The sequence below is a fragment of the Palleronia sediminis genome (assembly GCF_004358695.1).
Classification (GTDB): Bacteria; Pseudomonadota; Alphaproteobacteria; order Rhodobacterales; family Rhodobacteraceae; genus Palleronia; species Palleronia sediminis.
Map to the genome: position 1 here is coordinate 44,907 of NZ_SNAA01000012.1, position 25,503 is coordinate 70,409.

Sequence of the window (25,503 nt, forward strand, 5' to 3'; positions counted from 1 at the left end):
ACCTATGGACGCCCCCCCAACCCGTCAAGGCACCATGGCCCCGGCGAACCGCGCCCGCACCAGTGCCGGAGGCAACGTCATCAGGCGCGGCGCGCCCGTCCATAGCAACGCGGTCTCGATGACGTGATCGGGCCAGATCGCCGACAGCGCCGCGTCATAGGCCCCCATCTGGCGCAAGAGCCCCTCGGGCACGGCATCGGGCGTGCCGGGGATCGTTCGGTTCGACTTGAAATCGACCGCCAGCACCTGCCCGGCCTCGACCCGCAACAGATCGACAGTGCCGAGGATCGGCCGGCCGGCGCCGCCGGGGGCGACCAGCGACACCTCGCGCAGCGCGGGCGGCTCGAAAAGCGCGGCCAGCGCGGGGTCGGTCAGCACGGCGCGGGCCTCGGCCAGAAGGGGCGCGCGCGCCTCGGTGTCGAGCGCCGGCAAGAGCCGTTCGGCCAGCGCGGGCCAATCGGCCTCGGGGCGGTTGGGCAGATGTTCGAGCAGCAGGTGAACCCCCGTGCCACGAGAAAGGGCGATCTCGTCCTCGTCGCCCGCGGCCCCCGGCAGGGCCTTGGCACCGCCGAGATCGGAGGGGCGGATCGGCTCGACCGGTTCGGGCGCGGGGGGCGGCTGGCTGTCGAACCAGGGCGCGATCTCGACCGAGGAGCCGCGCGCCTGTGCGGCGATCCTGAGATGCCCGGTCGACCACCTATGCTGGGCCAGCCGCAGCCCCGGACCGAACGGGGTCTCGAGCGCCTTGGTCTTGCAGGCCGCCAACCCGTCGGCGACCTGCCCGTACCAGGCGCCGCCGGTCTTTTCCGGGTCGCCCGCGCCGGCCACGATCAGCCAATGCGCGGCCCGCGTCATCGCGACATAGAGCAGGCGGTCGCCCTCGGCGCGGGTGCGGGCCTCGGCGGCCTCTCTCGCGGCCAGAACGGGCGGCGGCAGGTCCGGCTTGCGCGGCGCCCACCAGACATGGCCCTCTGTGTCGACGGTCAGGGCCGGGCCGTTCGGGGTGCGGGTGCTCATCGTGTCGGGCAGGATCACCACCGGCGCCTCGAGCCCCTTGGCCCCGTGCACCGTCATGACGCGCAGCCGCTGCCCCGCGCCTTCGACCTGCCGCTTGATCTCGGCATCATCGGCGTCGAACCAGGCGAGGAACCCGGTCAGCGACGGCACCTCGACCCGTTCGTAGGTCAACGCGAGGTCGAGCAGCGCGTCGATCCCCTCGGCCGCCTCGAGCCCCAGCCGCCCGATCAGCCGCGCCCGCCCCCCGTGCCGCAGGAGCAGCCGGTCGATCAGCTCGAACGGGCGCAGGAAATCGGCCTGCCCGCGCAGGTCGTCCAGAACGCGTAGTGTGTCCGGGTGATCGTCACGCCGGCGGCGCAAAGCCTGCCATAGAAAGGCCCTGCCGCGCGGCTGGGCAAGGTCGTAGAGCGCAGCCTCGGACCAGCCGAACAGCGGCGAACGCAGCACCGTGGCAAGGGACAGGTCGTCCTCGGGCGTGGCGAGAAACCGCAGGACGGCGAGAATGTCTTTGACGGCCAGTTCGTCGGAAAGCCGGATGCGGTCGGCACCCGCGATCTTGAGCCCGGCGGCCTTGCAGGCGGTGACGGTCTGGTGAAAGAGCTGCCCGCGCTTGCGGAACAGGATGAGGATATCGCCCTCGTGCATCGGGCGCCGCGTCAGCGTGCCGTTCTCGAGGCGGGGCAGCGTCTCGCCCGCGTCGATCCGGGCGCGGATCCAGCCCGCGATGCCGCGCGCCAGCCGCACGGTCGCGTCCTCGGGGCGGGGCGTGTCGACCGGCTCGTGCCAGGGCCGGTCGGGCGGCATTTCGGCGGTCTCGGTCACGGGCCACAGATCGACGCGGCCCGGAATGTTGTCGTGAAAGGCAAGGTGCCGGATGCCCGCGCCAAGCCGGTCGTCGGTGCCGAACACCGCGTCGACGGCGGTGAGCACGGCGGGCGAGGACCGGAACGAATGCTGCAACTCGGCCTCGGCCAGCGCATCCGTCCCCATGCGCTCGGCGAAATGGTCGCGCATCCGGGCGAACCCGTCGGGGTCGGCGCCCTGGAACGAATAGATCGACTGCTTGCGATCCCCGACCACGAAGACGGTGCGCGCCCCCGCGGGCCGCGCGCCGTCGCCCGCCGCGATCTCGGCGGCCAGCGCGGCGATCACGTCCCATTGCCGGGGCGAGGTGTCCTGCGCCTCGTCGACGAGGATATGGGCGATCCCCCCGTCGAGACGGTAGAGCACCCATTCGGCGACCTCCTTGCGGGTCAGCAGGTCGCGCGTGCGCAGGATCAGGTCGTCGAAATCGAGCCAGCCGCGTCCTTCTTTCGCGCGGGCGTAAAGCGGCAGCAGCACCCCCGCGAATGCGTTGAGTAGCCGCGTCCGCTCGAGCGTGGCGAGCGCCTTGCGCTGCGGCGCGGCCGCGGCCACCCTCTCGGCCAGCGCATCGAGTTCGTCCTGCCGCGCCAGCACGACACCGCCCGATTTCGTCGGCACGCCCTTGGGCTGTCCGGCCCGTGCCCCGCCTGCGAAAAGCAGGCAGGATTCGAGCGTGGCGAGCCCCGCCTCGTCCAGCGGCAGCGTCACCGTTTCCAGCATCGCGCCGATCTTGATGTCGGTCTTGGCCCCGCCGGCCAGCGCCGCGGCCGCCTCGATGAACAGGGTGGCGTCGCAATCGCCCTGCGCCGCGGCGCAGATATCCGCCATCGTGGTGCCGGGGCGCAGGTCCAGCGCGGCGAAAAGCGCGGCCTCGTCGGGCGCCTCGAGCCGGTCGCGCCGCGCGACGATTTCCGACACGAGCCCATGAAGGCGCTCGGCCGGGACGTGATCGACCAGCGCGGCAAAGATATCGGGCGCGGTCTCGGCGGCGCGGTCGATGCAGTCGGCAAGGATCTGCGCCGCGGCGCGGTCGTCCATCTCGGCAAAGCCGGGGCTGACCCCGGCCTCGAGCGGAAAGCGCCGCAGGACCGAGGCGCAGAACGAATGGATCGTCTGGATCCGCAGCCCGCCGGGTGTCTCGATGGCCTGCGCGAACAGCCGGCGCGCGCGGGGCAGGGACTCGGGGTCTGTAGCCGGCTCGCCCAACCCTTTGAGCGCCACGGCCAGCGCGGCATCGGGCATCATCGCCCATGTGCCCAGCGTGCGGAACAGCCGGTTCTGCATCTCGGAGGCGGCGGCCTTGGTATAGGTCAGGCACAGCACCGATTGCGGCGAGACCCCGCTGAGCAGCAGCCGCGCCACGCGGTCGGTCAGCACGCGGGTCTTGCCCGACCCGGCATTGGCGGAAAGCCAGGTCGACACATCGGGACGGGCGGCACTCAACTGGCGGCGAGTGGCCTCGTTCATCCGACACGCTCCGGCTGCGGCAGATCGCTTTCGCTCCATTCGCCATAGCGCGCGAGATGGTCGTAATCGCTGCCATACTCGACCATGTAAAGCGCGCGCCGCGCGGTGTAGCCGCTATCGGGCGCCTCGAACGCCTCGATCAGCGCCTCGAGCTGGGCGCGCGCCTCGTCGGGGTCGAGCGGCGGATCGGCCGACGCATCGCGCAGGTCGTGCCGCTTTTCGCCGGGCGATGCACCCACGGCGATATGGGCCACCGCCGCCACCGGCGCGGGGGCCAGGTCCCGGAACGCCCCGGCCTCGGCCATCACGGCCTCGAGCATGAGCTGAGGGTCAAAGGTCGTCATCTGCGCCGCACTCGGCGGCCTGCCGGTCTTGTAGTCGAAAACGACCAGCGCGCCGCCGTCGGTCAGCCGGTCGATGCGGTCGGCCTTGCCCACCAGCCGGAAATCGCGGCCCGCCAGCATGTAATCGCCCCACCGCTCCAGCGCGACCGCCGACCCGACCGCACGGCGCGACACCTCGTCGGCGAGAAAGGCGGGCGCCATGCGCGCGATCTGCGCCCGCCAGCCAAGACGGGCCGCGGGCCAGGGCACCGCGCGGGCCAGCACATCGTCGGCGATCGCCATCATCGCCCCGAGCGCCTCGGGATCGGCGGGATCGGTGCCGGCGGACACGAAATCATGCAGGATCTCGTGGATCACCGTGCCCTTGAGCGGCGCATCCGCATCGACCCTGAGCCCTCCCAGTGGCCGCAGCCCGAGGATGTGGCGCGCATAGATCGCGTAGGGATCGCGCACGAGCGTCTGGATCTGCGTCACCGACAGCCTGCGGGGCCGGACCCCGAGCGGGGGCACGGGCGAGGGCCGTGCGGCGCGCGGCACCTCGATCACGCGGGCCTCGGCGGCGCGGGCAAGCTCGACCCAGACCGTGCCGCGCGCACGCATCTCGGCCAGCGCCTCGGGGCCGGCGGTGCCCGGCAGCCCGCCCAGGAGGTTCGTCAGCCTGTTCAGCCAGCGCGACATCACCGTTTCGGCGTCGGAATCGCGCGCCGACCGGCTCAGCACCACCTCGCGCGCGGCGATGGCCTGCTGGAAATCATGCGCCGACAGGCCGACCCGACGCTCGGGCAGGAGAAGCCCCGCCGCCGCCCGCATCCGGCGGTTCAGCCAGGGATCGGGCGGGGGCGGCGCGGGCCAGATGCCTTCGGAAAGGCCCGCGGCGATGACCAGGTCGACGCCGAGCGCCCGCGCCTCCTGCGGGCCGCGGATGGCGATATCGGGGCGCGAGGTGACGATGTCGCGCTGTTCGATGGCGCCAAGGATCGCCGCGACGAGATCGGCATGGTCGCGCGGGGTCATCGCCCCGCCGGCCTCGGCCTCGGCCAGCAGGTCGTCCATGGCGGCACGCGCCGCCTCGCCCGCGGGCGCGTCCCAAAGCGCGCCGCTGCCCTCGGCCCCCGCGCCTGCGGCCAATGCCTCGGTCAGGCGCAGGTGGCGCGCGGCGAGGTCGGTCAGGGGGGTCAGCCCGCCGGGCTGGGGGGCGAGCGCCGTGCGGCCGAGCCACTTGGCCCAGCCGGTGGCGTCACCCCCCGCGCCCTCGGCCCAGCCCGAGACGAGCGCCGGCGTGATCTCGGGCGCACCCTCGCCGCGCAGGAAAAGCTCGAGATCGCGGGTTAGGCGCAGGTGATCGCCCCGGCCGCCGCCGCTATGGGTCAGCGGGTGTTTCAGCACGGCGAGGAACGCCTCGGGCCCCATGCCATCCGCCATCGCGTCGGCGACCTGCCGCAGCAGCCGGCCCGGCGCCGTCTGCGACAGCGGCCGCCCGGCGCTGTCGTCGGGCACGATCCCCCAACGGTCGAGCGCGGCGGCAACGCGTCGGCCCAGAACCCGGTCGGGCGTGACGAGCGCGGCCGTCTTGCCCTCCTGCACGGCGGCGCGAAGCCTCGCGGCGATGGCCAGCGCCTCGGTCCGAGGGTCGGGCGCCTCGATCAGGCTCAGCCCGGCGGTGGCCTCGCGCAGATCGCCCAGGGCCGGGCCATCCTCGAGCCATTGATCCGTGACCGGCGCGGGCCGCAGCGCTAGCGACACGAGCCGGTTGCGCGCGGGCACCGGGTCGTCGCCCGACCACGGGCGCACCGCCTCGGGGCCGATCCCGATCCGGCGGAACAGGCGCGCATATCGGTATTGCGGGTGATCCTCGCCAGTCAGGTCGTCGCAAAGCGTGTCCCAGACCGGCGGGGGCATATGCGCGTCGAAGCCAGGCAGCACCAGCGCGCCTTGGGGCAGGCGGGCCACGGCCTCCATCAGGATGGCGGTCGCCCCGCGCGATCCGGTCGATCCGGCGACGATGACGGGGTGATCGGGCGGATCGTCGGTCCAGCGCGCGGCACAGGCAAGCGCGGCATGACGCTGCCGCCCCTCGACCGAGTTCGCCGAAGCCCCGCCGACATGGGTGGCCACGATATCGACAAAGCCCAGCGCCCGCGCCCAGTGGCCCGACAGGTCGCTCACGTCGAGATCGCGCAACCGCTCGAGCGGCACCCCTTCGCCATGCATCTCGTCCAGCAGAGCCGCGAGGCTGTCGGCCAAGTCGAAGGCAGCCGAGCGCGGGGCGAGAGTCGGATCGGCCTCGACCATGCGGCGGATGAGTTGCATGAGCTCGAGCCGCCGGCGCAAGGGTGCCATGGGCGGCACCGGCGCGTCCTCGGCGCCGATCTCGGTCACGAGCCGCAGACGCGGCAGCAGCCGCGCGGGACCGGCGGCGAGGATCTCGACCACCCGGCGCTCCATCAGGCGCGAGTTCACGAGGATCTCGATCCGCGCCCAGTCCTCCGGCGGCGCATCGCGCAGCCGCGCGGTCAGGCCGTCGACGAGCGCGCGGGGAAACTCGGCGCCGGGGGGAATGCCGTAGATATGGGGGCCGTCGCCCTCAAACATGCGCCACCATGGCATTCGCCACGGCGAGGCCCTCGGGGTGGCCCACATCGACCCAGTCGCCGGGATAGGGTGCGCCGAAAAGCCGGCCCTCTCGGGCGAGGCGGAACCAGACCGGCGCCAGCGAAAACGCGTCGCCCGGCTCGGCGTCCAGAACGGCGGGGTCGATGATCTCGGCGCCGGAATAGACCCAGTCGCCGCCCTGCGTCAGCCGCCCGTCGCCGCCCTGCGTCAGCCGCCCGTCGGCGCCGAGCGAGAAATCGCCGCCGCCCCGCCTTTCGCGCGCGCGCGACAGCGGCACGACCGACAGCAGCACCCCCATGCCGTCGCGCCACGCCCGGTCCAGCGCGATCAGCGGGTTGGCCCCGACAAAGACCGTGTCGGCATTCAGCGTGAACACCGCCGCACCGTCGCCCAGCAGCGGCCGGGCCCGGCGCAGCCCCCCGCCGGTATCGAGCAGCCTGTCGGTTTCATGTGAAACGCTCACGCCCCGCGCCCGCAGATGGGGGGCGATCCGGTCGGCGCGGTAATGGACATTGGCGACGATGGGCGCGGCCCCGGCCTCGGCCGCAAGGTCGATGGCGTGATCGACCAGCGCCTTGCCGCCCACATGCAGCATGGGCTTGGGCGTCTCGGCGGTGAGCGCGCCCATCCGGGTGCCGAAACCCGCCGCGAAAATCATGGCGGGCCGGCTCATGCCGCGGCCCGGACCGGCGGCGCGGGCAGCACCGACAGGATGTCGGTGCGCAGCAGGTGCAGCCCCGGCTCGTCGAGGCGGCGCAGCAGGTTGCCCCACACCCGCGGCAGCAGCGACAGGTAGCGCGGCTTGCCACGGCTGGCGGCGAGCCCCGCGAACACCCCGAGGATGCGCAGGTTGCGTTGCACCGATTGCACCGCCAACGCGGTGCGCAGCGCGGCCTCGCCCGATCCGGTAAGGTCGCAATAGGTGCGGATCACCCGCGCCTCAGCGCGGGGCGACACGTCGCGGCGCACATCGTCGACGAGGGAGGCGAGGTCATAGGCCGGGTGGCCCGCCAGCGCGTCCTGGAAATCCAGCATGCCGACGCGGGCGATGCCGGTGCGTTCGGGCAGCCAGATCAGGTTTTCCGCGTGATAGTCGCGATGGATCAGAACCGTCCGCTCGGCCGCGTGCCGTTCCAGCAGGTCGTGAAGCCGCTCTTCGAGGGCGTTCCACGCGGGCGAGGGCGGCGCGGTCCGGCCGAGGTAGTCGGTCCATGCGGGCCGGACAAAGGCCGTCATGCGCGCGGGTCCGTAGGGCTCGGTCCATGCGGGCGGGGGTGCCGCTTGCAAATGAACCAGCGCCTCGGTCGCGGCGGCGTAGAGATCGCCCTCGGTCGCGGGGTCGGCGATGGTCCGGGCGAATACCGCGTCGCCCAGATCCTCCATCAGGCACCAGCCCTCGGCGGCGTCATGGCCGAGGATCGCGGGCGCGCTGAACCCCTGCGCGCGCAGGTGGTGGGCCACGCGCAAGAACGGCGCGATCCGTTCACCTGCCTCGGGCGGAGCGTCCATCAGCACGGCCGTATCCCCGCCTTTCGACAGGCGTTCGTAACGGCGCGACGAGGCGTCGCCGGCCATCGTCCGGTGCCGCGCGCCCTCCCACCCGAGGCGGGCGAGGAACGGTTGCGGGTCGCGTTCAGGCATGGGTCCGGTCACAGAGCGCGCCCAGTTTCGCGCCCATCGCCGCGGGGCCGGAGAGGGTGGCCATGCGCCCCTCGCCCAGCATCCGCAGCGTCAGGCGCAGGGCGTCCGGGGGGGTGAGATCGCCCAGCCGGTCGGGCCACTCGATCAGGCAGAGGTCGCGGCCCAGCGCCTCGTCCAGGCCCAGCTCGATCAGCTCGCCCGGATCGCCCAGCCGGTAGAGATCGGCATGCAGGATCGCCAGATCGCCCGCCCGGTAGGTCTGCACCAGCGTATAGGTCGGCGAGGGCACGTCCTCGGGGGGGCCGTGCGGGGCCTGTAGCTGTTGCACGATCACCCGAGCGATATGGCTTTTCCCGGCGCCCAGATCCCCCTCGAGCAAGAGCGTGTCGCCCGCCCCCAGCACGCGCGCCAAGGCGCCGGCAAGGCGGTCTGTCGCGTCGGGCGAGGGCAGGTTGAGGACGGCGAGTTCGGACATGCGCGCCAGAATGAAGCCCGAGGCGATCCGCCGCAAGCCGATTGGCCACCGCACACCCGTCGACCGGGGCGCGAGTGTTGCGCCGCTACGCCTTGAGCCGATCCTCGATCCGCTCGGCGGCGCCCATCGGCAGGGCCGGCCCGACGCTTCGGCGCAGGGCCGGGGCCTGGGCGAAACGCACGAGGCTGGCGCGGTTGGGCAAGGTGGCGACCGAAACCGTCATCACGCGGCCGTCGCGCAGGTGAATGCTGTCGCTCCACCCGTCGCGCGGGCCGGTCTGGGCCACGAAGGATTCGATATCGGGCCAGACAGGCGCGGGCAGGCAGGCGTCGGACCAGGCGCGGCTGGCATCGCGGATCGTCAGGTGGGTCGGGCCGTCGGTGCCCGACAGCCGCCATTGCGCGTCATATGCCTCGTTCGCGAGGATCAGCACGCCGGCGCGGTCGAACACGGCGATGGCGTCCGATATCCGGTCGAGCACGGCGCGGGTCGTGTCGATCTGGGCGCGGAACCGTCGCGTCGTGTCGATCTCGGTCGAGACGTTCTCGAGCATCAGCGCCAGCGCCCCGTCGGGCTGAAGCCGCCCGCCCACGCGCCACGTGCGCCCGCCGGGCAGGTGCCACAGGTCCGACACCCCGCGATCGGTCCCCGTCTTCATCATCTCGTCCAGCCCGTTGCGGAACGTCTCGAAGGCCGCGGCATCGGGCGCCGCGCCGCGCATCCGCATCGCGTCGAGCACCGTGGCGAGCGTCGGCCGCGCCGAGAGGTCGGTAAAGGGGACGCCCGTCATCTCGGCAAGCGCGGGATTGAAGGTCGCGAGCGTGCCGTGCCGGTCAAAGATGGCGAGCCCGACCGACAGGGTGGCAAAGACCTGCGACACGGTGCGGCGAAAACTGCGCAGCTCGGCCTGCGCGGCGGCGGGAATCGCGGTAAAGACATGGCCGTCGGCGGCGGCGCGGCGGGCCACGGTCCATGCGCTGCCGTCACGCGCCTCGGCCGGTCCGTCGCGGTCGGGCAATTCGTCGAAGATCGGCCGGGGCGGCCAGGACTGCACCCGGTCCTCGCGCCCCGCCTGGTCGAGATAGGCACGGTTGACCCAGGCGATCCGTCCGTCGGCGCCAGTGCGCCAGACCGGGTGGGGAATCGCCTGAGCCAGATCGCGAAGCTGCGCAAGTTCGCAGGTCATCGCGGCATGGGCCCCGCCATCGAGCGCGACGGCCGCGGCCTCGCTATCGTCGAGGACGAGCCGCACCCGCTCTCCCTCGGCCCGGAGGTCGAGCGCCAGCGCAACATCGGGCCCCGCCAGCCGGGCCGAGCGGCGTTCGGGCAGGTCGTCGAGTGCGGCGCCGACCCCCGGCACCATCCGTTCGAGCGCGCCGAGCAGCCCGTCGCGCGACCAGCCCGCCCCCTGTTCGTCGAGCATCGCGCGCCCCGCGGGCGTCGCGTCCAGCAGCCCCCGCCCGTCCAGCAGGAATGCCGCGCGGGTCTCGTGAGCGGGCGGGGCGCCCGGACCCGCGCGCCGTGCGAGCCAAGCGGCCGCGCCGATGCCGGCCATGGCCGACAGCGCGGCATTGAGGACGACCGGGGCAAGCCATGCCTCGGGCGTCGCGATGAACGTGGTCAGACTCATGCGCTTGCGTCCTTTGTCCCGTAGCCCCGCGCCGATCATGGCCGTTACAGGGTTAAGGAGCGTTTAAGCGCGGGCGGGAAAGGGCTGGTTATCGCCCAGCGGGCTGCGATCCCCCCCGGACGGGGCAAGCCGCGCCATCGGCCAGACCAGCGTGACGGTCGCGCCGCTGTCGGGCCGGGTGCCGCCATTGGCAAAGGTGACTTCGGCACCGCTGCGCTCGAGCAATGTCTTGGCGATGAAGAGCCCCAGCCCCATCCCGTCATATTGCGGCACCCGCCGCGTCGCGGTTTCGGACGTGCGCACCCGCAGGAACGGATCGCCGATCACCGGCAGCAGGTCGGGCGGAAAGCCCGGACCGTCATCGGTGATGCGCAGGACAAGGTCCTCTTCGCCCCAGCGCACGTCGATCCAGACCTGCGACCGGGCGAAATCGACTGCGTTCTGCACGAGGTTGCGGATGCCGTGAATCAGTTCGGGGCGGCGGGCGACGATGGGTTGCCCGGCCCCCGACCCGTCGGCATGGCCGAGGTCATAGAGGATCTCGACCCCCCGGTCGGCATGCGGCTCGGCCGCGTCCTCGATCACCGACGAGATCGGTACGTGGCGGATATGGCGGTCCTCCTTGCCGGCGCGCCCCATCGACCGCAGGATCATGCGGCAACGTTCGGCCTGCTCGCGGATCAGGCGCGCATCCTCGCGCACCTCGGGCTCGGCCGCGTCCTGCGCAAGCTCGCTCGCGACGACGGCGATGGTGGCCAGGGGCGTGCCCAGCTCGTGCGCGGCGGCGGCGACGACACCGCCCAGATCGGTCAGCGATTGCTCGCGGGCTAGCGCCATCTGCGTCGCGGCCAGCGCATCGGCCATGGTCGTCGCCTCGGCGGCGACCTTTTGCGCATAGGCCGCCTGGAACACGATGCCGACCGAGATCGCACACCAGAACCCCAGTACGAAGACCGACGGCAAGGCCATGACGGCCCCGGTCGTCGTGACGAGCGGGGTAAAGACGAACAATAGCCCCGTCACGAGGATCAGCGCGCAGCCGCAGACGAAGATCGTCGCCCAGCGCCGCAGCGCCGTGGCCGCGATGGCGACCTGCGCGAGGATCAGCAGCGCAAAGGGATTGTGCAGACCGCCCGTCAGGCTGAGCAGGAACGAAAGCTGCACCATGTCGAAGACCAGCGCGGCGACAAGCTCGAACTCGCGCAGGCGCTTGGTCTCGGGATAGACCAGCGCGGCCATCACGTTGGTCAGCACGGCCGCCCCGATCACGGCATAGATCGCCCCCATCGCCAGATCGAGCGAAAAGGCCCGCCGCGCGATCTCGACCCCGGCGATCTGGCCGGTGATGGCGATCCAGCGCAGCAGCATCAGCGTGCGCAGCCGCACCCAGTCGGTCCGCCGGTCAAAGGGCCAGATCGGGTCGGTGTGGTGGCCGGGCAGGGGCAGATCGGGGTTGGGCATCGACGGCTCCTCATGGGCGAGACCGGGTTTGGGGCAGCGGTGGCGGCCGGTCCATGCGACCTATTTGCGCTCAGGTGTCGCAGGTGCAATTGAATCCGGCCGGGGCATGGCTAAGTCATTTCATGACCGACAACAGCCGTGGACGCGTAATTTCCTGTGCCAGACCAAGATAGCAGACAACTCGGCCCCGATCCCTCGCTTTTGCTGGTGGATGACGACGAGCCGTTTCTCAAGCGGCTTGCCCGCGCCATGGAAAAGCGCGGTTTTGCCGTGACCACAGCCGAAACCGTCGCCGAAGGGCAGGCCAGCGTCCGTCGCGCCCCGCCGGCCTATGCCGTGGTCGACCTGCGGCTGGGCGACGGGAACGGCCTCGACGTGGTCGAGACGATTCGCGAGCGGCGCGAGGACAGCAAGGTGGTCGTGCTGACCGGCTACGGCGCCATCGCGACGGCGGTGGCCGCGGTCAAGATCGGCGCGGTCGACTATCTCGCCAAGCCGGCCGATGCGAACCAGATCACCGCGGCCCTCCTGTCGAGCGGCGAGGACCTGCCGCCGCCGCCCGAGAACCCGATGTCGGCCGACCGCGTCCGATGGGAACATATCCAGCGGATTTTCGAGCAATGCGACCGCAATGTTTCGGAAACCGCGCGCCGGCTGAACATGCACCGCCGCACGCTGCAACGCATCCTGGCAAAGCGGTCCCCGCGCTGAGGGGGCCGCCGTTCAGGCGCCGACGGTCAGCCAGCGCGCGATGCCGTAGACATAGAGCCCCGCGAACAGGACGTTCAGCCATTTGAGCTGGCGTTCGGTATGCAGCCAGCCGCAATAGATCCAGATGAGGCAGAAGGGCAGGCCGAGGATCATGGGCCATGGGTCCCAATCCTGCACGATGGCGACGGTCGACATGATCCCCAGGACCAGGGCGAGCCATTTCAGTTCCTGTTCATAGGCCGACAGCCGAAATCCGCGCATGGCGCGTCGTTCCTTTACTGATCGTGTGTGCGGGTTGCAGGACGGCCCGACCGGCCATCTGGCGCGACCCTACCCCATCGGGGGCCGTCCGAGCAAGCTTGGCCGCGCCTGCTGGCGCAGCCAGCCGCGAAAGGTGCGGAGCGCGGGCGACTCGCTGCCCTCGCGGCGGACCATGTGATAGGCGACCGAGGGACTCGATTCCTCGAACAGAACCTCGAGCGTGCCGCGCGCGATCTCGCCCTCGGCGATGATCCGCGGCACCATGCCGATCCCGTGGCGCGCGCGGACCGCCTCGATCACCATGCTGAGCGAGTCGAACCCGATGACGCGCACCCGGTCCATCCGCAGCCCGTGCAGCTCGGCCCAGTGCAGTTCCTCGACATTGTTGCGTTCGGTGAGCAGGACATGACGGTGCAGCCCCGACAGGTCGTCGACCGGCCCGGCAACGAGCCCCGGCGCCGCGATCACGGCATGGGCGGCGTCGATCAGCCGTTCGGCGCGCAGGCCGGGCCAGGGACCGCGCCCATAGCGCACCGCCATGTCGAACCCGCCCGTCCTGAGATCGGCCACGTCGGGCGACGGGGTCAGGTCGAGCTCGATGCCCGGATGACGTGTCCAGAAATCGCCGATCCGCGGCATGAGCCAGTTCGCCGCAAAGGACGGCGTCAGCGAAATCCTGAGCGGGCGCGCGGTTTCGCGCGCGTCAAGATCGCGGCAGGCCTCGGCGATGGCGGAAAAGCCGTCGCGCAGCCCCGCCGACAGCGCGGCGCCCGCATCGGTCGCGGTCATGCCCCCGCCGCGGCGCTCCAACAGCACGCAGCCGAACCGGTCCTCGAGCTTGCGGACATGCTGCGCGATGGCGGCATGGGTGACGTTTAGTTCCCTCGCAGCCGCAGAATGGGACCCGAGACGGGCGGCGGCCTCGAAGGCGCGCAGGCTGGCGAGTGAGGGGACGGCGCTCCAATCCATGGTGTCGATGTAAGCCCTGCTTACAGTGACGCAACCGCATTGAGTGGCATTGCCTTGCCACCGGGGGCTAGACGGCCCTCAGCTTGCAAGGAGATCTGTCATGCTGGGTATATTCGCGAACGTCATCCGCACCGCCACCTCGATGGACAAGACCGCCGCCCCCAAGGCGGCAGAGCCGGTTTTCCAGCGCCGTTACGCCGCGCCGCAGCAGAAGCCGGCCAATGACAGCGCCGCGCCGTCGCGGGCCGCGCCCGAACGCACGGCCGCCCGCGGCTGAACCGGCGTCGCGCCCCGGCCCGGTGCCGGGGCGCGGTATCCTCAAGACGACAGCGTTTCGGCCTCTTGCCGCGCGGCGGCGGCACGGGCGCGCTGCTCGACGAGGAAGTTCCAGTTCGGCTCGCCCTCGGTCGCCTCGATGGCGTCGTCATAGGCTTCGACCAGGTAGCCGTCGCCCCGCGCACATTCCGCCAACACGTTCGCATCGCCCGAGGCGATGGCATCGCGGAGCTTGAACACTTGCCGGTGCAGCGCGGCGGCGGTGGAGCCGTCATCGTCCACGGAGATCCCGGCCTCGGACAGCTTGGAATGGACGCTTCGATGCATCGCGCGCCGTTCTTCTAACACGCGGTCGACGAAATGCCCGTGATCGCCGTCGAGTTGCGACCGGGCCTGTTCGTACCCGTCGACGCTGTCGACGAGGCGGGTGTGCAGTTTCGTCAGCGTGTCGTCATGGCTGGACATGGGTGTCTCCGTTCTGTGGGTCGTGCGATCAACGGCAGACCGGGGCGGGGCGGTTCCATGGCCGGCCGCACCATGCGCATGCTATTGAAACCCGCGCCGTAAACCGCTTTTCTGCCGTCTCGGGCGGGCATCCGCGCGACAACCGGGGGGATCGCGATGCGACATGGCAAGACAGCGTTGGGCGGTGTATCAGGCGGGGTGGCGCGATGACGGACCGTATCGCCGTTATCGGCTCGAACATGATCGACCTCGTGACCTATGTGGACCGGATGCCCAATCGCGGCGAAACGCTCGAAGCGCCGGATTTCATGCAGGGCTTCGGGGGCAAGGGCGCCAACCAGGCGGTCGCCGCCGCGCGGCTCGGCGCGCGGGTCGCAATGGTCAGCTGCGTGGGCGACGATACCTTTGGTGAGGCCACGCTCAAGAACCTCGCGGATCACGGGGTCGACGTGCGCCATGTCCGCCGGGTCGAGGGGGTCGCATCGGGCGTCGCACCCATCTTTGTCGAGCCCGACGGCGAGAACTCGATCCTCATCGTGAAAGGCGCCAACGCGCATCTTTCACCCGATGATATCGACGCGGCGGCCGAGACGCTGAAAGGGTGCGACGCGATCCTGCTGCAGCTCGAGGTGCCGCTCGAGACGGTGTATCACGCCGTGGCCTTCGGCGCGCGGCACGGGATCCAGACCATCCTCAACCCCGCGCCGGCCGACCGCGAACTCGACCTTTCGCGGCTCGACGGTCTCGACTGGTTCTGCCCCAACGAGACCGAGCTTGCGCTGTTGTCCGACATGCCCACCGATACCGACGATGCGGTTCTCGAGGCGGCGCGGTCTCTGATCGGGCGCGGCATCCGCAACGTGATCGTGACGCTGGGCGGGCGTGGCGCGCGGTTGGTCACGGCCGAGGATGTGCACCAGATCGCCCCGGTCGCGGTCGATCCCGTGGACACGACCGGCGCCGGCGACGCCTTTATCGGCAGTTTCGCGCGGTTCCTGTCGGGCGGCGCGAGCCCGCGGGACGCCTTGGCGCGGGCCGCGGTCTATGCGGCCGATTCCATCACCCGGCGCGGCACGCAGGCCGCCTATGCCAATGCCGAGGCGTTCGACGCGTTCTGCAAGGCGCGCGGGCTGGGCTGACCGCGCTCAGGCCGGGGAACCCGCCTGCGCGCGACGCAGCAGGTCGATCCGGCGGCGATAGGCGGGTGACATGGCCGCATCGCCCTGCGCGGCCTCGGGTCCAAGCGGCGGCAGCTCCGCGACATGCCAGCAGGCGGCGCGGTGATCCTCCGCCTGAAAGGTGTCGAGCGGCGGCTCCTCGGTCCGGCAGCGATCCGACGCAAAGGCGCAGCGCGACGCAAAGGCGCATCCCGTCACCGCGTCGAACGGGCTTGGCGGCGCCCCCGCGATATCCTGCGCGGGCGCGCGGCTACGCCCCGCGAGGCTGGGCGTCGCGGCCAGCAGCATCCGCGTATAGGGATGCGAGGGGCGGTCGAACACGGCACCCACCGGCCCGGTCTCGACCAGACGCCCGGCATAAAGCACGCCCACCCGATCGGCGATGTGCCGCACGACGGACATGTCGTGCGAGATGAACAGGTAGGACACGCCCAGATCGTCGCGCAGCCGCGCCAGCAGGTTCAGCACCTGCGCCTGGATCGACACGTCGAGCGCCGACACCGCCTCGTCGCACACGATCAGGTCCGGCTCGACGGCCAGCGCGCGCGCGATGGCGATGCGCTGCCGCTGCCCACCCGAGAACTCGTGCGGCCAGCGCGTCTTGTGATGCGGTGCCAGCCCCACGGTCTCGAGCAACTCGTCGACCCGCGCCTCGATCGCCGCGCCCTCGCGCAGGCCGTGCAGGCGGATGGGCTCGGCCAGCACCTCGCCCACGCGCACGCGCGGATCGAGCGAGCTGAACGGATCCTGAAAGACGATCTGCATGCGGCGCCGCAGACGCCGCAGATCGCCGCGCGATAGTCCGGCGATATCCTGCCCGTCGAACAGGATCTCGCCCGAATCCGGTTCGAGCAGGCGCAGGATCGTGCGCCCGATGGTCGATTTGCCCGACCCGCTTTCCCCGACCAGCCCGAAGGTCTCGCCCCGTCCTATGGTAAAGCCGACATCGTTGACGACCCGCGCCCGGCGCCCCGCGCGAAACAGCCCGTCGCGCCCGCCGAAACTCTTGAACAGGTGAGAGACCTCGAGCAGGGGGCGCGTCATCGAACCGACTCCTCGAGCGGTGCGCGCCAGCAGGCCACGCGGTGCGCGCGCCCCGGCATGTCGAGCAGCGGCGGGCGTTCGGCGCGGCATTTTTCGATGGCAAAGGGGCAGCGCGGGGCGAAACGACATCCGCCCGGCATGGCGTCGGGGCCGGGAACCTGCCCCCGGATCGAGGCGAGATCGCGCCCCTTGTCCTCGGGGCGGGGCAGGGCCGCGAACAGCGCCAGGGTATAGGGGTGCTGCGGATCGTCGAATATGTCGTCGCGGGTGCCCTCTTCGACGATGCGCCCGGCATAGATGACGGCGATCCGGTCGGCGATCTCGGACACCACGGCAAGGTCGTGGGTGATGAACAGGATCGAGGTTCCCATTTCATGGCGCAGCTCGTCCACCAGCCGCAGGATCTGCGCCTGGATCGTGACGTCGAGCGCGGTGGTCGGCTCGTCCGCGATCAGCAGCCTGGGGCGGCAGACCAGCGCCATGGCGATCATCACCCGCTGCCGCAGGCCTCCCGAAAGCTGGTGGGGATACTGGTCGAACCGTGCCTCGGGCGCGGGCACCTGAACGCGCGACAGCATGGCCAGCGCGGTCTCGCGCGCCTGTCGGGCGCCCATACGGCGATGCTGGCGCAGCGGTTCCATGATCTGTTCGCCGACGGTCATCACGGGATTGAGCGAGGTCATCGGCTCTTGAAAGATCATCGCCATCTCGTTGCCGCGCAGCGTCTGCCGCTCGCGCTCGGTCAGGGGCAGCAGGTCGCGCCCGGTGAAACGCAGGCAATCGGCCGCGATGCGTGCGCCCGGCGGGGCAAGCCCCATGGTCGCGAGCGCGGTCAGGCTCTTGCCCGATCCGCTTTCGCCGACGATGCAGACCAGTTCGCCCGCCCGCACGGTCAGGTCGATCCCGTCCAGCACGGTGAATCCCGCGAAGCCGACCGAAAGCCCGCGGATCGACAGCACGTCATCCGCCGGGACCGGCCCGTCGCGCGGATCGGTCGGACCGGGGCGCGTCATTGGCTGCACGACAGGATTCTCCGTTGACAAGAGATGGTAGAATCGACTCATAAAGTTACAATCGTAACGGTGCAACGGTTTAGTAAACCGGTTTCGTTTCACGAGGGCGCATGTTCTGCGCATGGGGGGGTAACTTGGCGCGTCAGCTTGTCGGACGACTGGTCAGTCTGATCCCGATCCTGTTCGGGGTGTCGGTCGTCGTGTTCCTGCTCGTGCGGCTGATACCCGGCGACCCGGTCGTGGCGCTTCTGGGGATGGAGGCGACGCCCGAGGCCGTCGCGGCGCTCAGGGCGCGCTATGCGCTCGATGACCCCTGGGCGGTCCAGTACCTCGCTTGGATGAAGAACCTGCTGACCGGCGATTTCGGCCGCTCGGTGCAAAGCGGCCGCGAGGTTCTGCCCCTGTTGATGGGGGCCTTGCTGCCGACGCTGTGGCTGGCGCTGGCGGCCACGCTGGTCTCGCTGCTCATCGCCATTCCGACGGGCGTCATCGCGGCCACGCGCCGCGACACCGCCGCCGACGCCTTCGCGTCGCTGCTGTCGCTGTTCGGGCTGTCGATGCCGAGCTTCTGGATCGGCGTGCTGCTGATCCTGCTGTTCTCGATCCACCTGCCGCTCTTGCCGGCCTCGGGCTATGTCGCCCCCGGCGAGGATCTGGGCCGCTTTCTCACCCATCTCGTACTGCCTGCGATCACGCTGGGCACCGCGCTGGCCGCGGCGATCATGCGCATGACGCGCTCGACCATGCTCGAGGTGTTGCAGGCCGATTACGTCCGCACGGCCCGCGCCAAGGGGCTGCCGCATCGCACCGTGATCTGGAAACACGCCTATCGCAACGCCCAGATCCCGATCATCACGCTGATCGGCATCCAGTTCGGGCAGGTGCTGGGCGGCGTCGTCATCACCGAGACGATCTTTTCCTGGCCGGGCATCGGCAAACTGACGGTCGATGCGATCTTTGCCCGCGACTATCCCGTGGTGCAGGGGGCGGTTCTGCTGACCGCGGGGCTGTTCGTGTTCATCAACCTCGTGACCGATATCGTCTATACCATCGTCGACCCGAGGCTGCGCCTGTCATGAGCGCCGCGGCCTCCGCCCCCGCCTCGGCGCGTCTGCCGCGCCTCTTGTCCAGCCCCCGCGCGCTGCTGGGCGGCGGGCTGGTCGCATTGGCGATCCTCGCCGCGATCCTTGCGCCGGTCCTGACGCCCTACGGGCCGAACGACACCGATTTCCTCGCCATCCTCCAGCCGCCGAGCCTTGCCCATCCCTTCGGCACCGACGATCTGGGGCGCGATATCCTGACCCGCGTGATCTACGGCGCGCGCGTTTCCCTGGTCGTCGGGCTGGTCAGCGTGCTGGCCTCGCTGGTCGTGGGCGGCATCATCGGCAGCATCGCGGGCTACGTGTCGGGCTGGACCGACACGATCATCATGCGGCTGATGGACGTGATCTTTGCCTTTCCGGGGGTGCTGCTGGCGCTGGCCATCACCGCCGTTCTGGGGCCGAGCCTCGGCAACGCGATCCTCGCCATCGCGGTCGTGAACCTGCCCGTGTTCGCCCGTATCGCGCGGGCGCAGACGATGGTGGTGCGCTCGCTCGATTTCGTCGAGGCCAAGCGCGCGCTGGGCTTCGGCCCGGTCAATATCCTCGCCCGTTCCATCCTGCCCAACATCGCCGCGCCGATGATGGTGCAGGGATCGCTGCTGTTCGCGGCCGCGATCATCACCGAGTCCTACCTGTCTTTCCTTGGGCTCGGGGCGCAGCCGCCCACCGCGACCTGGGGCAACATGCTGCGCGACGCGATCGGCTTTCTCGAGCTTGCGCCCTGGATGGCGTGGTTCTCGGGGTTGGCGATCTTTCTCACCGTCCTGGGGTTCAACGTCGTCGGCGATGCGCTGCGCGACCTGTTCGACCCGCGGACGGGCTGACCGACGACAAGCAACAGGGAAAACGATAATGATCAGAAGAACATTCCTCGCCGCCACCGCGATCGCGGGACTGGCCACCGGCATGATGCCGGTGCTGGCCCATGCGCAGGACGGCCAGACGCTCGACGTGGCCATCGTATCGGACCCGGTGACGCTCGACCCGGCGCTGATGGCGTCGTTTTTCGAGCTGGCGGTGCAATACAACATCTTCGAGCCGCTTCTGCACACGACGCCCGAACTCGAGATCGAGCCGGGCCTCGCCTCCTACGAGATGCCGGACGAAACGACCTATGTGCTGACAATCAAGGACGGGCTGACCTTTCACGACGGCACGACCCTCGACGCCGAGGCGGTCAAGGCCAATCTCGACCGCTACATGGATGCCGAGACCGGCAGCCCCCGCGGCAGCGAACTCGGGCCGCTCGACAGCGTCGAAGTGACCGGCCCGCTCGAGGTGACGCTGAAGCTGAGCGAGCCCTACGCCCCCTTTCTGCAGGTGCTGGCCAACCGCGCGGGCATGATGGTTTCGCCCACCGCGCTCGAAGAGCTCGGCGACGATTTCGCCACGCAGGCGGTCGGCGCGGGCCCCTACAAGGTGGCGAGCTGGACCAAGAACTCGGAACTCAGGCTCGAGGCGTTCGAGGATTACTGGCGCGGAGAGCCCGCCATCGACGAGGTCGTGTTCCGCCCGATCCCCGACGAAACGGTGCGGATCAACAACCTCCGTTCGGGCACGGTGCAGCTTGTCGACGGGGTGCCGCCGCAGCTCGTTCCCCAGGTCGAAAGCGACGAGTCGCTGACGCTCAAGGAAACGCCGGGGCTGGGGTTCAACGCCTTCTCGTTCAACACCACCGCCGCGCCGTTTGACGATGCGCGCGTCCGGCGTGCCTTTTCGATGGCCGTCGATCCCGAGGTCATCCTGCAAGCCGCCTATTTCGGCGCCGCGACCCCGGCCAAGGGCGCGATCCCGCCCTCGATCGGCTGGGCCTATGACGACAGCCTCGAAGCCCCGCGCAACGATCCCGAGGGCGCGCGGCAACTGCTCGAGGAGGCCGGCGTCGAGATGCCGGTGAGCGTCGAGATCACGGTCACGAACTCGCCCATCTACGTGCGGATCGCCCAGATCCTGCAGGCGCAGGCCAACGAGGTCGGGTTCGACGTGTCGATCAACCAGATCGACTCGACCAGCCTCATCACCGTGCTGCGCGAACGCACGTCCGACCTGACCATGTCGCCATGGTCGGGCCGGTCGGACCCCGATGGCAACATCTTCAACTATTTCACCATCGACGGGCCGAACAATTTTCCCGGCTGGGAAAACGAAGAGGTCGACCGCCTGCTGAACGAGGCACGGGTCGAGACCGATCAGGCCGCCCGCGCCGAACTCTACGGCCAGGCGCAGCAGATCATCGCCGACGAAGCGCCGTTGCTGTTCTTGGTGTTCCCGCAGATGCTGCAGGCCTCGGTGGCCGATCTTGACTGGACGCAATGGCCCGACGGCGCGTTCCGGTTGCAATTCGCCACGATGGAGTGAACCCGCGGGCCACGGCCCGCATCCACGGACCCGCCCCCGGACGCATCGCGTGTCCGGGGGTTTTATCGACAGAGCCCGAAAGAGACTGAACCATGACGAAGAAAGTGCTGCTGGTCGGCGAAAGCTGGATCACCAACGAAACCCATTTCAAAGGGTTCGACCATTTCTCGAGCGCCCATTACCACACCGGCGCCGAGCCGTTTCTCGAGGCCGTACGGGACGAGTTCGACGTGACCTACATGCCCTCGCACGAGGCGGCGGGCGGCCTGCCCTTCGACCGCGACGGGCTGGACGCCTGGGATGTCATCATGCTGTCCGATATCGGGGCGAACACGCTGCTGCTGCCGCCCGAGGTCTTTCTCAAGAGCGAACGCCGCCCCAACCGGCTCAAGCTGCTGCGCGACTGGACACAGGACGGCGGCGGGCTGATGATGGTCGGCGGCTACCTGACCTTTCAGGGGATCGACGGCAGCGGGCGTTGGCACCGCACCCCGGTCGAGCAGGCCCTGCCCGTCACCTGCCTGCCCTATGACGATCGGCTCGAGATTCCCGACGGCTTCAAGGCCGAGATCACGGGCGACGCAGATCACCCGATCCTGAAGGGCGTGCCGGGCGACTGGCCCTACATCATCGGTGCGAACGAGATCGTCCCCCGCGACGGCGCAGAGATCCTGGCCCGCCTGCCCCAGGACGAAGGCGGCCACCCGCTGCTTGTGGCCGGAGAATACGGCAAGGGACGCTCCATCGCCTGGGCCTCGGACATGGCCCCCCACTGGCTCCCGCCCGAGTTCCTCGCCTGGGAAGGCTACCCGACCCTCTGGCGCAACATGCTGCGCTGGCTCGCGAAGGGTTGAGCGGGGCGGGCCGGGGGAGCGTCCCCACGGGGGTAACAGCAAATCGCCCCCCTCTTTCGGGGGGGCGACCTGCCGTCTCGAACCTAGTCGGCCGGTTACTTCGCCGAGTTGGCCGAGGCCGTGGCGTTCTGGCCGAAGAGCTTGCCGAAAACCACGTAGCTGGCCGAGGCGATCAACAGGCTGTCGAGCGACGGGATCAAGGTCAGGGTGAACAGGCCGTTTACCGTGGCAAGCCCGGTCGCCGATCCCAGCAGCCACGCGACAAAGGCGATCGGCTTGAGATCCGCCTCGTTATCGAGGGCAGTTTCCCGGTATCCGCCTTTGCGGTGGGTGAAATAGTCGGCGATGTAGATGCCGGCCACCGGTGGAGTTGCAATACCCAGAAACAGCAGGAACGGAACGAGGTAGGACAGGATCGGGAAGAAGGCGATGATCGCCGTCGCCACGCCGAGGCCGACCGTGATCTTCCATTTCTGCTCGATGCCGGGAAACAGCGCGCTGTAGGCAAGGGTGCCCTGGAACATGTTGCCCGCGTTGCTGGTAAAGCAAGCAAATGCCAGCAGCAGCGACGCGGCGAGCGCACCGCCCAGAAGCGCCGTCGACCCGAGCAGGGAACCTTCGCCGGTCAGGGCGCTGGGATAAGCCACCGCCGCGAACAGGAGCACATAGGCCACGCCGAACGTCAGCAGGGCCGCCAGCCTGGCGTGATTGCCGTTGCGCGCAAAACTGCCCATGTCGGGCGATAGCGTCACGAGAACCATCACCGTACCGACAAAGGACGATACCGCAACGCCGAAGGGCATCGTCGCATCCACGGCGGCAAGCTCGGCATCGGACCCGATCACCTGGAAAATGATGTAGGCTAGGATGACGACAGCGACCGGGATCGCGAACCGGGCGATCTTGCCCAGCGCCTCGAATCCGAAGGCCGTCGCCGCGACAAAGATCGCGGTTCCGATCACGACCCAGACCGGCGCGGGCAAGTCCAGCACCGTGCCGTCGGTCAGCCCGGCAAGCGATTGCGCAAAGCTCGACGAGGTAACGACGATCCAACCGCTGAGCGAGATCGCCATGACCCAGTTGATGACGACGGATCCCTTACGGCCAAAGGGAAACTTGACGAGTTCGTAGGTCGTCCTGCGCGAGACCGCGCCGATCGTAAGCGTGATCATCGACAGGACGGCAAGAATGACACCGCCGGTCAGCACGACGGGAACGATATCGCCGGGCGCCAAGCTCGATCCGACGCCGGCGGCAGCCAGCAATGCAGGGGTCAGAACGATCCCCAGCATGATCAGCGCGACACTGATACCCGAGGCGGTGTTGGCATTGTCTTCGCTTTCGGAAGCCATGGTTCCGTGCTCCATAAAGATGAATCGACAAGGACGCGCCTCGGCATCGCGGCATCACCGCCGCGCGCCCGCGCCGCGTCCCCTAGAGACTGGCGATGTATTTGCGCCAGGATCCGAAGGACGTGATTTCAATTTTGCCCTCGACAAGCCAAGGTTCGCCCAGCACGCCGAGAACCTCGCTGCCATCCTCGAGCTTGACCTTGCCGATCGAAAGGCCGGCGGGTTCGCTTTGCAGGATGGAGGCAAGACCGCCGTTCGGCACATCCCAGAGTTCGAGTTCGACCGAATTGTTTTCCTCGGCCGTGCGGATCATCGCGGGATGCACATCGTCTATGGACCACAGCCGATAATGCCTGTCGGTGCGCGCCTCGACCCTGAACTCGGCACCTACCTTGAGCAGGTTGGGGTTCAGTTCCAGGCCGCGCATCAACGTGCCGTTGACGGCGAGGGTCGTTGTATCGCTCATATCAAGGTCTCTCTCTCTCGCATCGTCGCGTAAGGTGAGGGGGAACGCGGCCGTGGTGCGAACGCACGCGGCCGCGAGGCAGATCAGTCGAGCGCCGCGATGATCTTGTCCGAATTGCTAACCCACCCGACAATGGCCCCCTGCGCCTTAATCATGTCGAGCGTGGCCGTCTTGAATTCGGGGAAATAGCTGTCGGTGCAATCCTCGGGCACGATAATCTCGTAGCCGCGGTCATTGGCTTCGCGGGCGGTAGTGTTCACGCATACTTCGGTGGTGACGCCGCAGATGATTAGCGATTTGATATTCCTGTTGCGCAGGATCAAATCGAGATCGGTATCCCAGAACGCGCCCTTGCCCGGCTTGTCGATGACCGGCTCACCCTCGACCGGATAGACCTCGGGGATGATGTCATGCCCCTTTTCGCCCCGCACCAGGATGCGGCCTTTGGGCCCCTGCGTGCCGATGAAGGTCTGGCCGCCGCGTGTCAGCTTGGCGGGGGGACAATCGGCTAGGTCGGCGCGGTGCCCTTCGCGGGTGTGAACGATGAACATGCCCGCCTCGCGGCAGGCTTCGAGCAGTTTCTTCGTCGGCTCGATCGAGTTGCGAACGAGAGATACGTCATTGCCGAGAGCCTCGCCGAACCCGCCGGGTTCAACGAAATCGGCTTGCATGTCGATAACGACGAGTGCCGTCGTTTCCGGGTCGAACTCATAATTGAAGGGTTCTGCGGCGATTTCGCGTTTGGCCATATTCCGCGCTCCTTGCTATTGGAAACAGGCGCCGCATGTCCGCGGCTGGCGTCAGAATTACCAAAATTGCGGCTTCGTGGCTAATGCAACGATTTGCACCGGCGTATCACAAATTTTCGCTGGGCAGTCTTGGTGGCAAAAAAAGCGCGACGTAACCGCGCAATCACCCGGTAACGCCATCTCCCTGGAAAATGATTTCAACCCAACGGCGGTTGTCGATCAAAAGATTTGCGCGCGTGCCGCCGTCTGTGGGACGGCGATGGCCCGTTCAGGCCGGTTCGTTCGAGGACGAGATCCAGCTCTGACGGATCGACGGATCGCCAAGATATTCGACGACCCATTGCAGCACGACGCTTTGCGGGTTGGTGCGCCACGCATAGGACACGCGCGTTCCCACCTTGTGTTCGACCACGGCCTTCTTGATGAGATCGCCGTGATCGAGTTCATATGCGACCTTGTGATGCGGGACGAAAGCCACCCCGGCGCCCTGTTTGACCAGCCGGATCAGGATGTGCAGATCCGGCGCATAGATCGCGTTCTGCCCGTCCAAAAGCCAGGCAAGGCTCGGCGACAGCCCGACCGACGTATCCTGCACGACGATGGCGGTATGCTCGCGCAGCTCGTCATTGCTTAGCGGATGGGTCACGCCGGCAAGCGGATGGTCGCGGCCGGTGACGAAATCCCAGTTCACCGTCCCGATCTCGTCGATCATCAGCCCCTCCGGATCGGGCGCGGCATGTGGAGCGCCGATGACGAAATCGGCCTCGCGCCTGTCCAGAACGTCCCAGCACCCGTTATAGACATCCGTTTGCATGCGCAGTTCGGTCGTTGGAAAGCGCGCACAGAAGGAACGGGCAAAATCCGAGACGCATTCGCGTTTCATGATGTTGTTGATCGACACGCGAAAAACGGTATCGACCCCGGATCCGACCATCTGCGTCTTGCGGCGTAGCTCCTCGATATCACGCAGGATGAAATGGCTTTTCTGGACGAAAAACTCGCCGGCGGGGGTCAGAACGACCTCGCGATGGCGTCGCTCGAACAGTTTGACGCCAAGCTGCTCTTCGATCTTGCGAACCGAATAGCTGACGGCCGACGGCACCTTGTTAAGCCGCGCGGCCGCCAGTGAGAAGCTTCCGAACTCCGCGACCAAATGGACGGTCAGCATCGCCTCGTTTGAAACAACGTACAA

Annotated in this window: 23 protein-coding genes; 7 read left to right on the forward strand and 16 right to left on the reverse strand. The window is 68.9% G+C overall.

The window, feature by feature from the left end; translation table 11 throughout:
• Positions 1-24: 24 nt before the first annotated feature.
• From addA to regB, 7 genes are all read right to left on the reverse strand, one after another.
• Positions 25-3,348 (reverse strand): double-strand break repair helicase AddA, encoded by a 3,324-nt coding sequence (gene addA, locus E2L08_RS11300; protein WP_133397194.1) that lies wholly within the window; start codon positions 3,346-3,348, stop codon positions 25-27.
• Complete coding sequence (locus E2L08_RS11305) at positions 3,345-6,284, reverse strand: PD-(D/E)XK nuclease family protein (protein WP_133397195.1); 2,940 nt, start codon at positions 6,282-6,284, stop codon at positions 3,345-3,347. Before E2L08_RS11305 ends, addA begins: the two co-directional genes overlap by 4 nt.
• Positions 6,277-6,978, reverse strand: coding sequence for a nucleotidyltransferase family protein (locus E2L08_RS11310; RefSeq protein WP_133397196.1), 702 nt, complete (start codon positions 6,976-6,978; stop codon positions 6,277-6,279). The genes E2L08_RS11305 and E2L08_RS11310 overlap by 8 nt, the downstream gene beginning before the upstream one ends.
• Positions 6,975-7,946: an aminoglycoside phosphotransferase family protein gene (locus tag E2L08_RS11315; protein ID WP_133397197.1), complete on the reverse strand. Its 972-nt coding sequence runs from the start codon at positions 7,944-7,946 to the stop codon at positions 6,975-6,977. Before E2L08_RS11315 ends, E2L08_RS11310 begins: the two co-directional genes overlap by 4 nt.
• The gene (tsaE, locus tag E2L08_RS11320; protein ID WP_133397198.1) at positions 7,939-8,421 is read right to left on the reverse strand and encodes a tRNA (adenosine(37)-N6)-threonylcarbamoyltransferase complex ATPase subunit type 1 TsaE; all 483 of its coding nucleotides are present in this window, start codon (positions 8,419-8,421) and stop codon (positions 7,939-7,941) included. Before tsaE ends, E2L08_RS11315 begins: the two co-directional genes overlap by 8 nt.
• Before the next feature lie 85 nt (positions 8,422-8,506).
• Positions 8,507-10,051: a PAS domain-containing protein gene (locus E2L08_RS11325; protein WP_133397199.1), complete on the reverse strand. Its 1,545-nt coding sequence runs from the start codon at positions 10,049-10,051 to the stop codon at positions 8,507-8,509.
• A gap of 63 nt (positions 10,052-10,114) precedes the next feature.
• Positions 10,115-11,512 (reverse strand): sensor histidine kinase RegB, encoded by a 1,398-nt coding sequence (regB, locus tag E2L08_RS11330; RefSeq protein ID WP_133397200.1) that lies wholly within the window; start codon positions 11,510-11,512, stop codon positions 10,115-10,117.
• Between the two features lie 156 nt (positions 11,513-11,668).
• Between regB and E2L08_RS11335 the strand changes: the two genes are divergently transcribed.
• Positions 11,669-12,223: an ActR/PrrA/RegA family redox response regulator transcription factor gene (locus E2L08_RS11335; RefSeq protein ID WP_133397201.1), complete on the forward strand. Its 555-nt coding sequence runs from the start codon at positions 11,669-11,671 to the stop codon at positions 12,221-12,223.
• A gap of 12 nt (positions 12,224-12,235) precedes the next feature.
• Here E2L08_RS11335 and E2L08_RS11340 read toward each other — a convergent pair whose 3' ends face one another.
• Together E2L08_RS11340 and E2L08_RS11345 are read right to left on the reverse strand one after the other, a co-directional pair.
• Complete coding sequence (locus E2L08_RS11340; protein ID WP_133397202.1) at positions 12,236-12,484, reverse strand: peptidase; 249 nt, start codon at positions 12,482-12,484, stop codon at positions 12,236-12,238.
• A gap of 69 nt (positions 12,485-12,553) precedes the next feature.
• Positions 12,554-13,453 carry a LysR substrate-binding domain-containing protein gene (locus E2L08_RS11345; protein WP_133397203.1) on the reverse strand — a complete coding sequence of 300 codons (900 nt, stop codon included), beginning with the start codon at positions 13,451-13,453 and terminating at the stop codon, positions 12,554-12,556.
• Between the two features lie 100 nt (positions 13,454-13,553).
• Between E2L08_RS11345 and E2L08_RS17025 the strand changes: the two genes are divergently transcribed.
• Positions 13,554-13,730 (forward strand): hypothetical protein, encoded by a 177-nt coding sequence (locus E2L08_RS17025; RefSeq protein WP_168771125.1) that lies wholly within the window; start codon positions 13,554-13,556, stop codon positions 13,728-13,730.
• Between the two features lie 41 nt (positions 13,731-13,771).
• Here the strand turns inward: E2L08_RS17025 and E2L08_RS11350 are convergent, their stop codons facing one another.
• Positions 13,772-14,194: a DUF2383 domain-containing protein gene (locus E2L08_RS11350; RefSeq protein ID WP_133397204.1), complete on the reverse strand. Its 423-nt coding sequence runs from the start codon at positions 14,192-14,194 to the stop codon at positions 13,772-13,774.
• Between the two features lie 206 nt (positions 14,195-14,400).
• Here E2L08_RS11350 and rbsK point away from each other — a divergent pair, with 206 nt between their 5' ends.
• A complete protein-coding gene (gene rbsK / locus E2L08_RS11355; RefSeq protein ID WP_133397205.1) occupies positions 14,401-15,333 on the forward strand; it encodes a ribokinase in 933 nt (310 codons plus the stop codon).
• Between the two features lie 6 nt (positions 15,334-15,339).
• Here rbsK and E2L08_RS11360 read toward each other — a convergent pair whose 3' ends face one another.
• Positions 15,340-16,416 (reverse strand): ABC transporter ATP-binding protein, encoded by a 1,077-nt coding sequence (locus E2L08_RS11360; protein ID WP_133397206.1) that lies wholly within the window; start codon positions 16,414-16,416, stop codon positions 15,340-15,342.
• Positions 16,413-17,429: an ABC transporter ATP-binding protein gene (locus E2L08_RS11365; RefSeq protein ID WP_133397262.1), complete on the reverse strand. Its 1,017-nt coding sequence runs from the start codon at positions 17,427-17,429 to the stop codon at positions 16,413-16,415. Before E2L08_RS11365 ends, E2L08_RS11360 begins: the two co-directional genes overlap by 4 nt.
• Before the next feature lie 134 nt (positions 17,430-17,563).
• On the opposite strand from E2L08_RS11365, the gene nikB reads away from it, so the two are divergent.
• From nikB to E2L08_RS11385, 4 genes are all read left to right on the forward strand, one after another.
• On the forward strand, positions 17,564-18,508 hold the full coding sequence (gene nikB, locus E2L08_RS11370) for a nickel ABC transporter permease (protein ID WP_168771126.1): 945 nt from the start codon (positions 17,564-17,566) through the stop codon (positions 18,506-18,508).
• Positions 18,505-19,356: an ABC transporter permease gene (locus E2L08_RS11375; RefSeq protein WP_133397208.1), complete on the forward strand. Its 852-nt coding sequence runs from the start codon at positions 18,505-18,507 to the stop codon at positions 19,354-19,356. The genes nikB and E2L08_RS11375 overlap by 4 nt, the downstream gene beginning before the upstream one ends.
• Positions 19,357-19,384: 28 nt before the next feature.
• Positions 19,385-20,890 carry an ABC transporter substrate-binding protein gene (locus E2L08_RS11380; RefSeq protein WP_168771127.1) on the forward strand — a complete coding sequence of 502 codons (1,506 nt, stop codon included), beginning with the start codon at positions 19,385-19,387 and terminating at the stop codon, positions 20,888-20,890.
• 92 nt (positions 20,891-20,982) lie between these two features.
• Complete coding sequence (locus E2L08_RS11385) at positions 20,983-21,744, forward strand: glutamine amidotransferase (protein WP_133397210.1); 762 nt, start codon at positions 20,983-20,985, stop codon at positions 21,742-21,744.
• Between the two features lie 95 nt (positions 21,745-21,839).
• Here the strand turns inward: E2L08_RS11385 and E2L08_RS11390 are convergent, their stop codons facing one another.
• The 4 genes from E2L08_RS11390 to E2L08_RS11405 all read right to left on the reverse strand — a co-directional run bounded on the left by E2L08_RS11390 (position 21,840) and on the right by E2L08_RS11405 (position 25,503).
• The gene (locus E2L08_RS11390; protein WP_133397211.1) at positions 21,840-23,096 is read right to left on the reverse strand and encodes a cytosine permease; all 1,257 of its coding nucleotides are present in this window, start codon (positions 23,094-23,096) and stop codon (positions 21,840-21,842) included.
• A gap of 82 nt (positions 23,097-23,178) precedes the next feature.
• Positions 23,179-23,562: an allophanate hydrolase-related protein gene (locus E2L08_RS11395; protein ID WP_133397212.1), complete on the reverse strand. Its 384-nt coding sequence runs from the start codon at positions 23,560-23,562 to the stop codon at positions 23,179-23,181.
• An 83-nt stretch (positions 23,563-23,645) separates the two neighbouring features.
• Positions 23,646-24,311, reverse strand: a complete 666-nt coding sequence (locus E2L08_RS11400) for a cysteine hydrolase family protein (RefSeq protein WP_133397213.1) — start codon at positions 24,309-24,311, stop codon at positions 23,646-23,648.
• A gap of 268 nt (positions 24,312-24,579) precedes the next feature.
• Positions 24,580-25,503 (reverse strand): LysR substrate-binding domain-containing protein, encoded by a 924-nt coding sequence (locus tag E2L08_RS11405; protein ID WP_133397214.1) that lies wholly within the window; start codon positions 25,501-25,503, stop codon positions 24,580-24,582.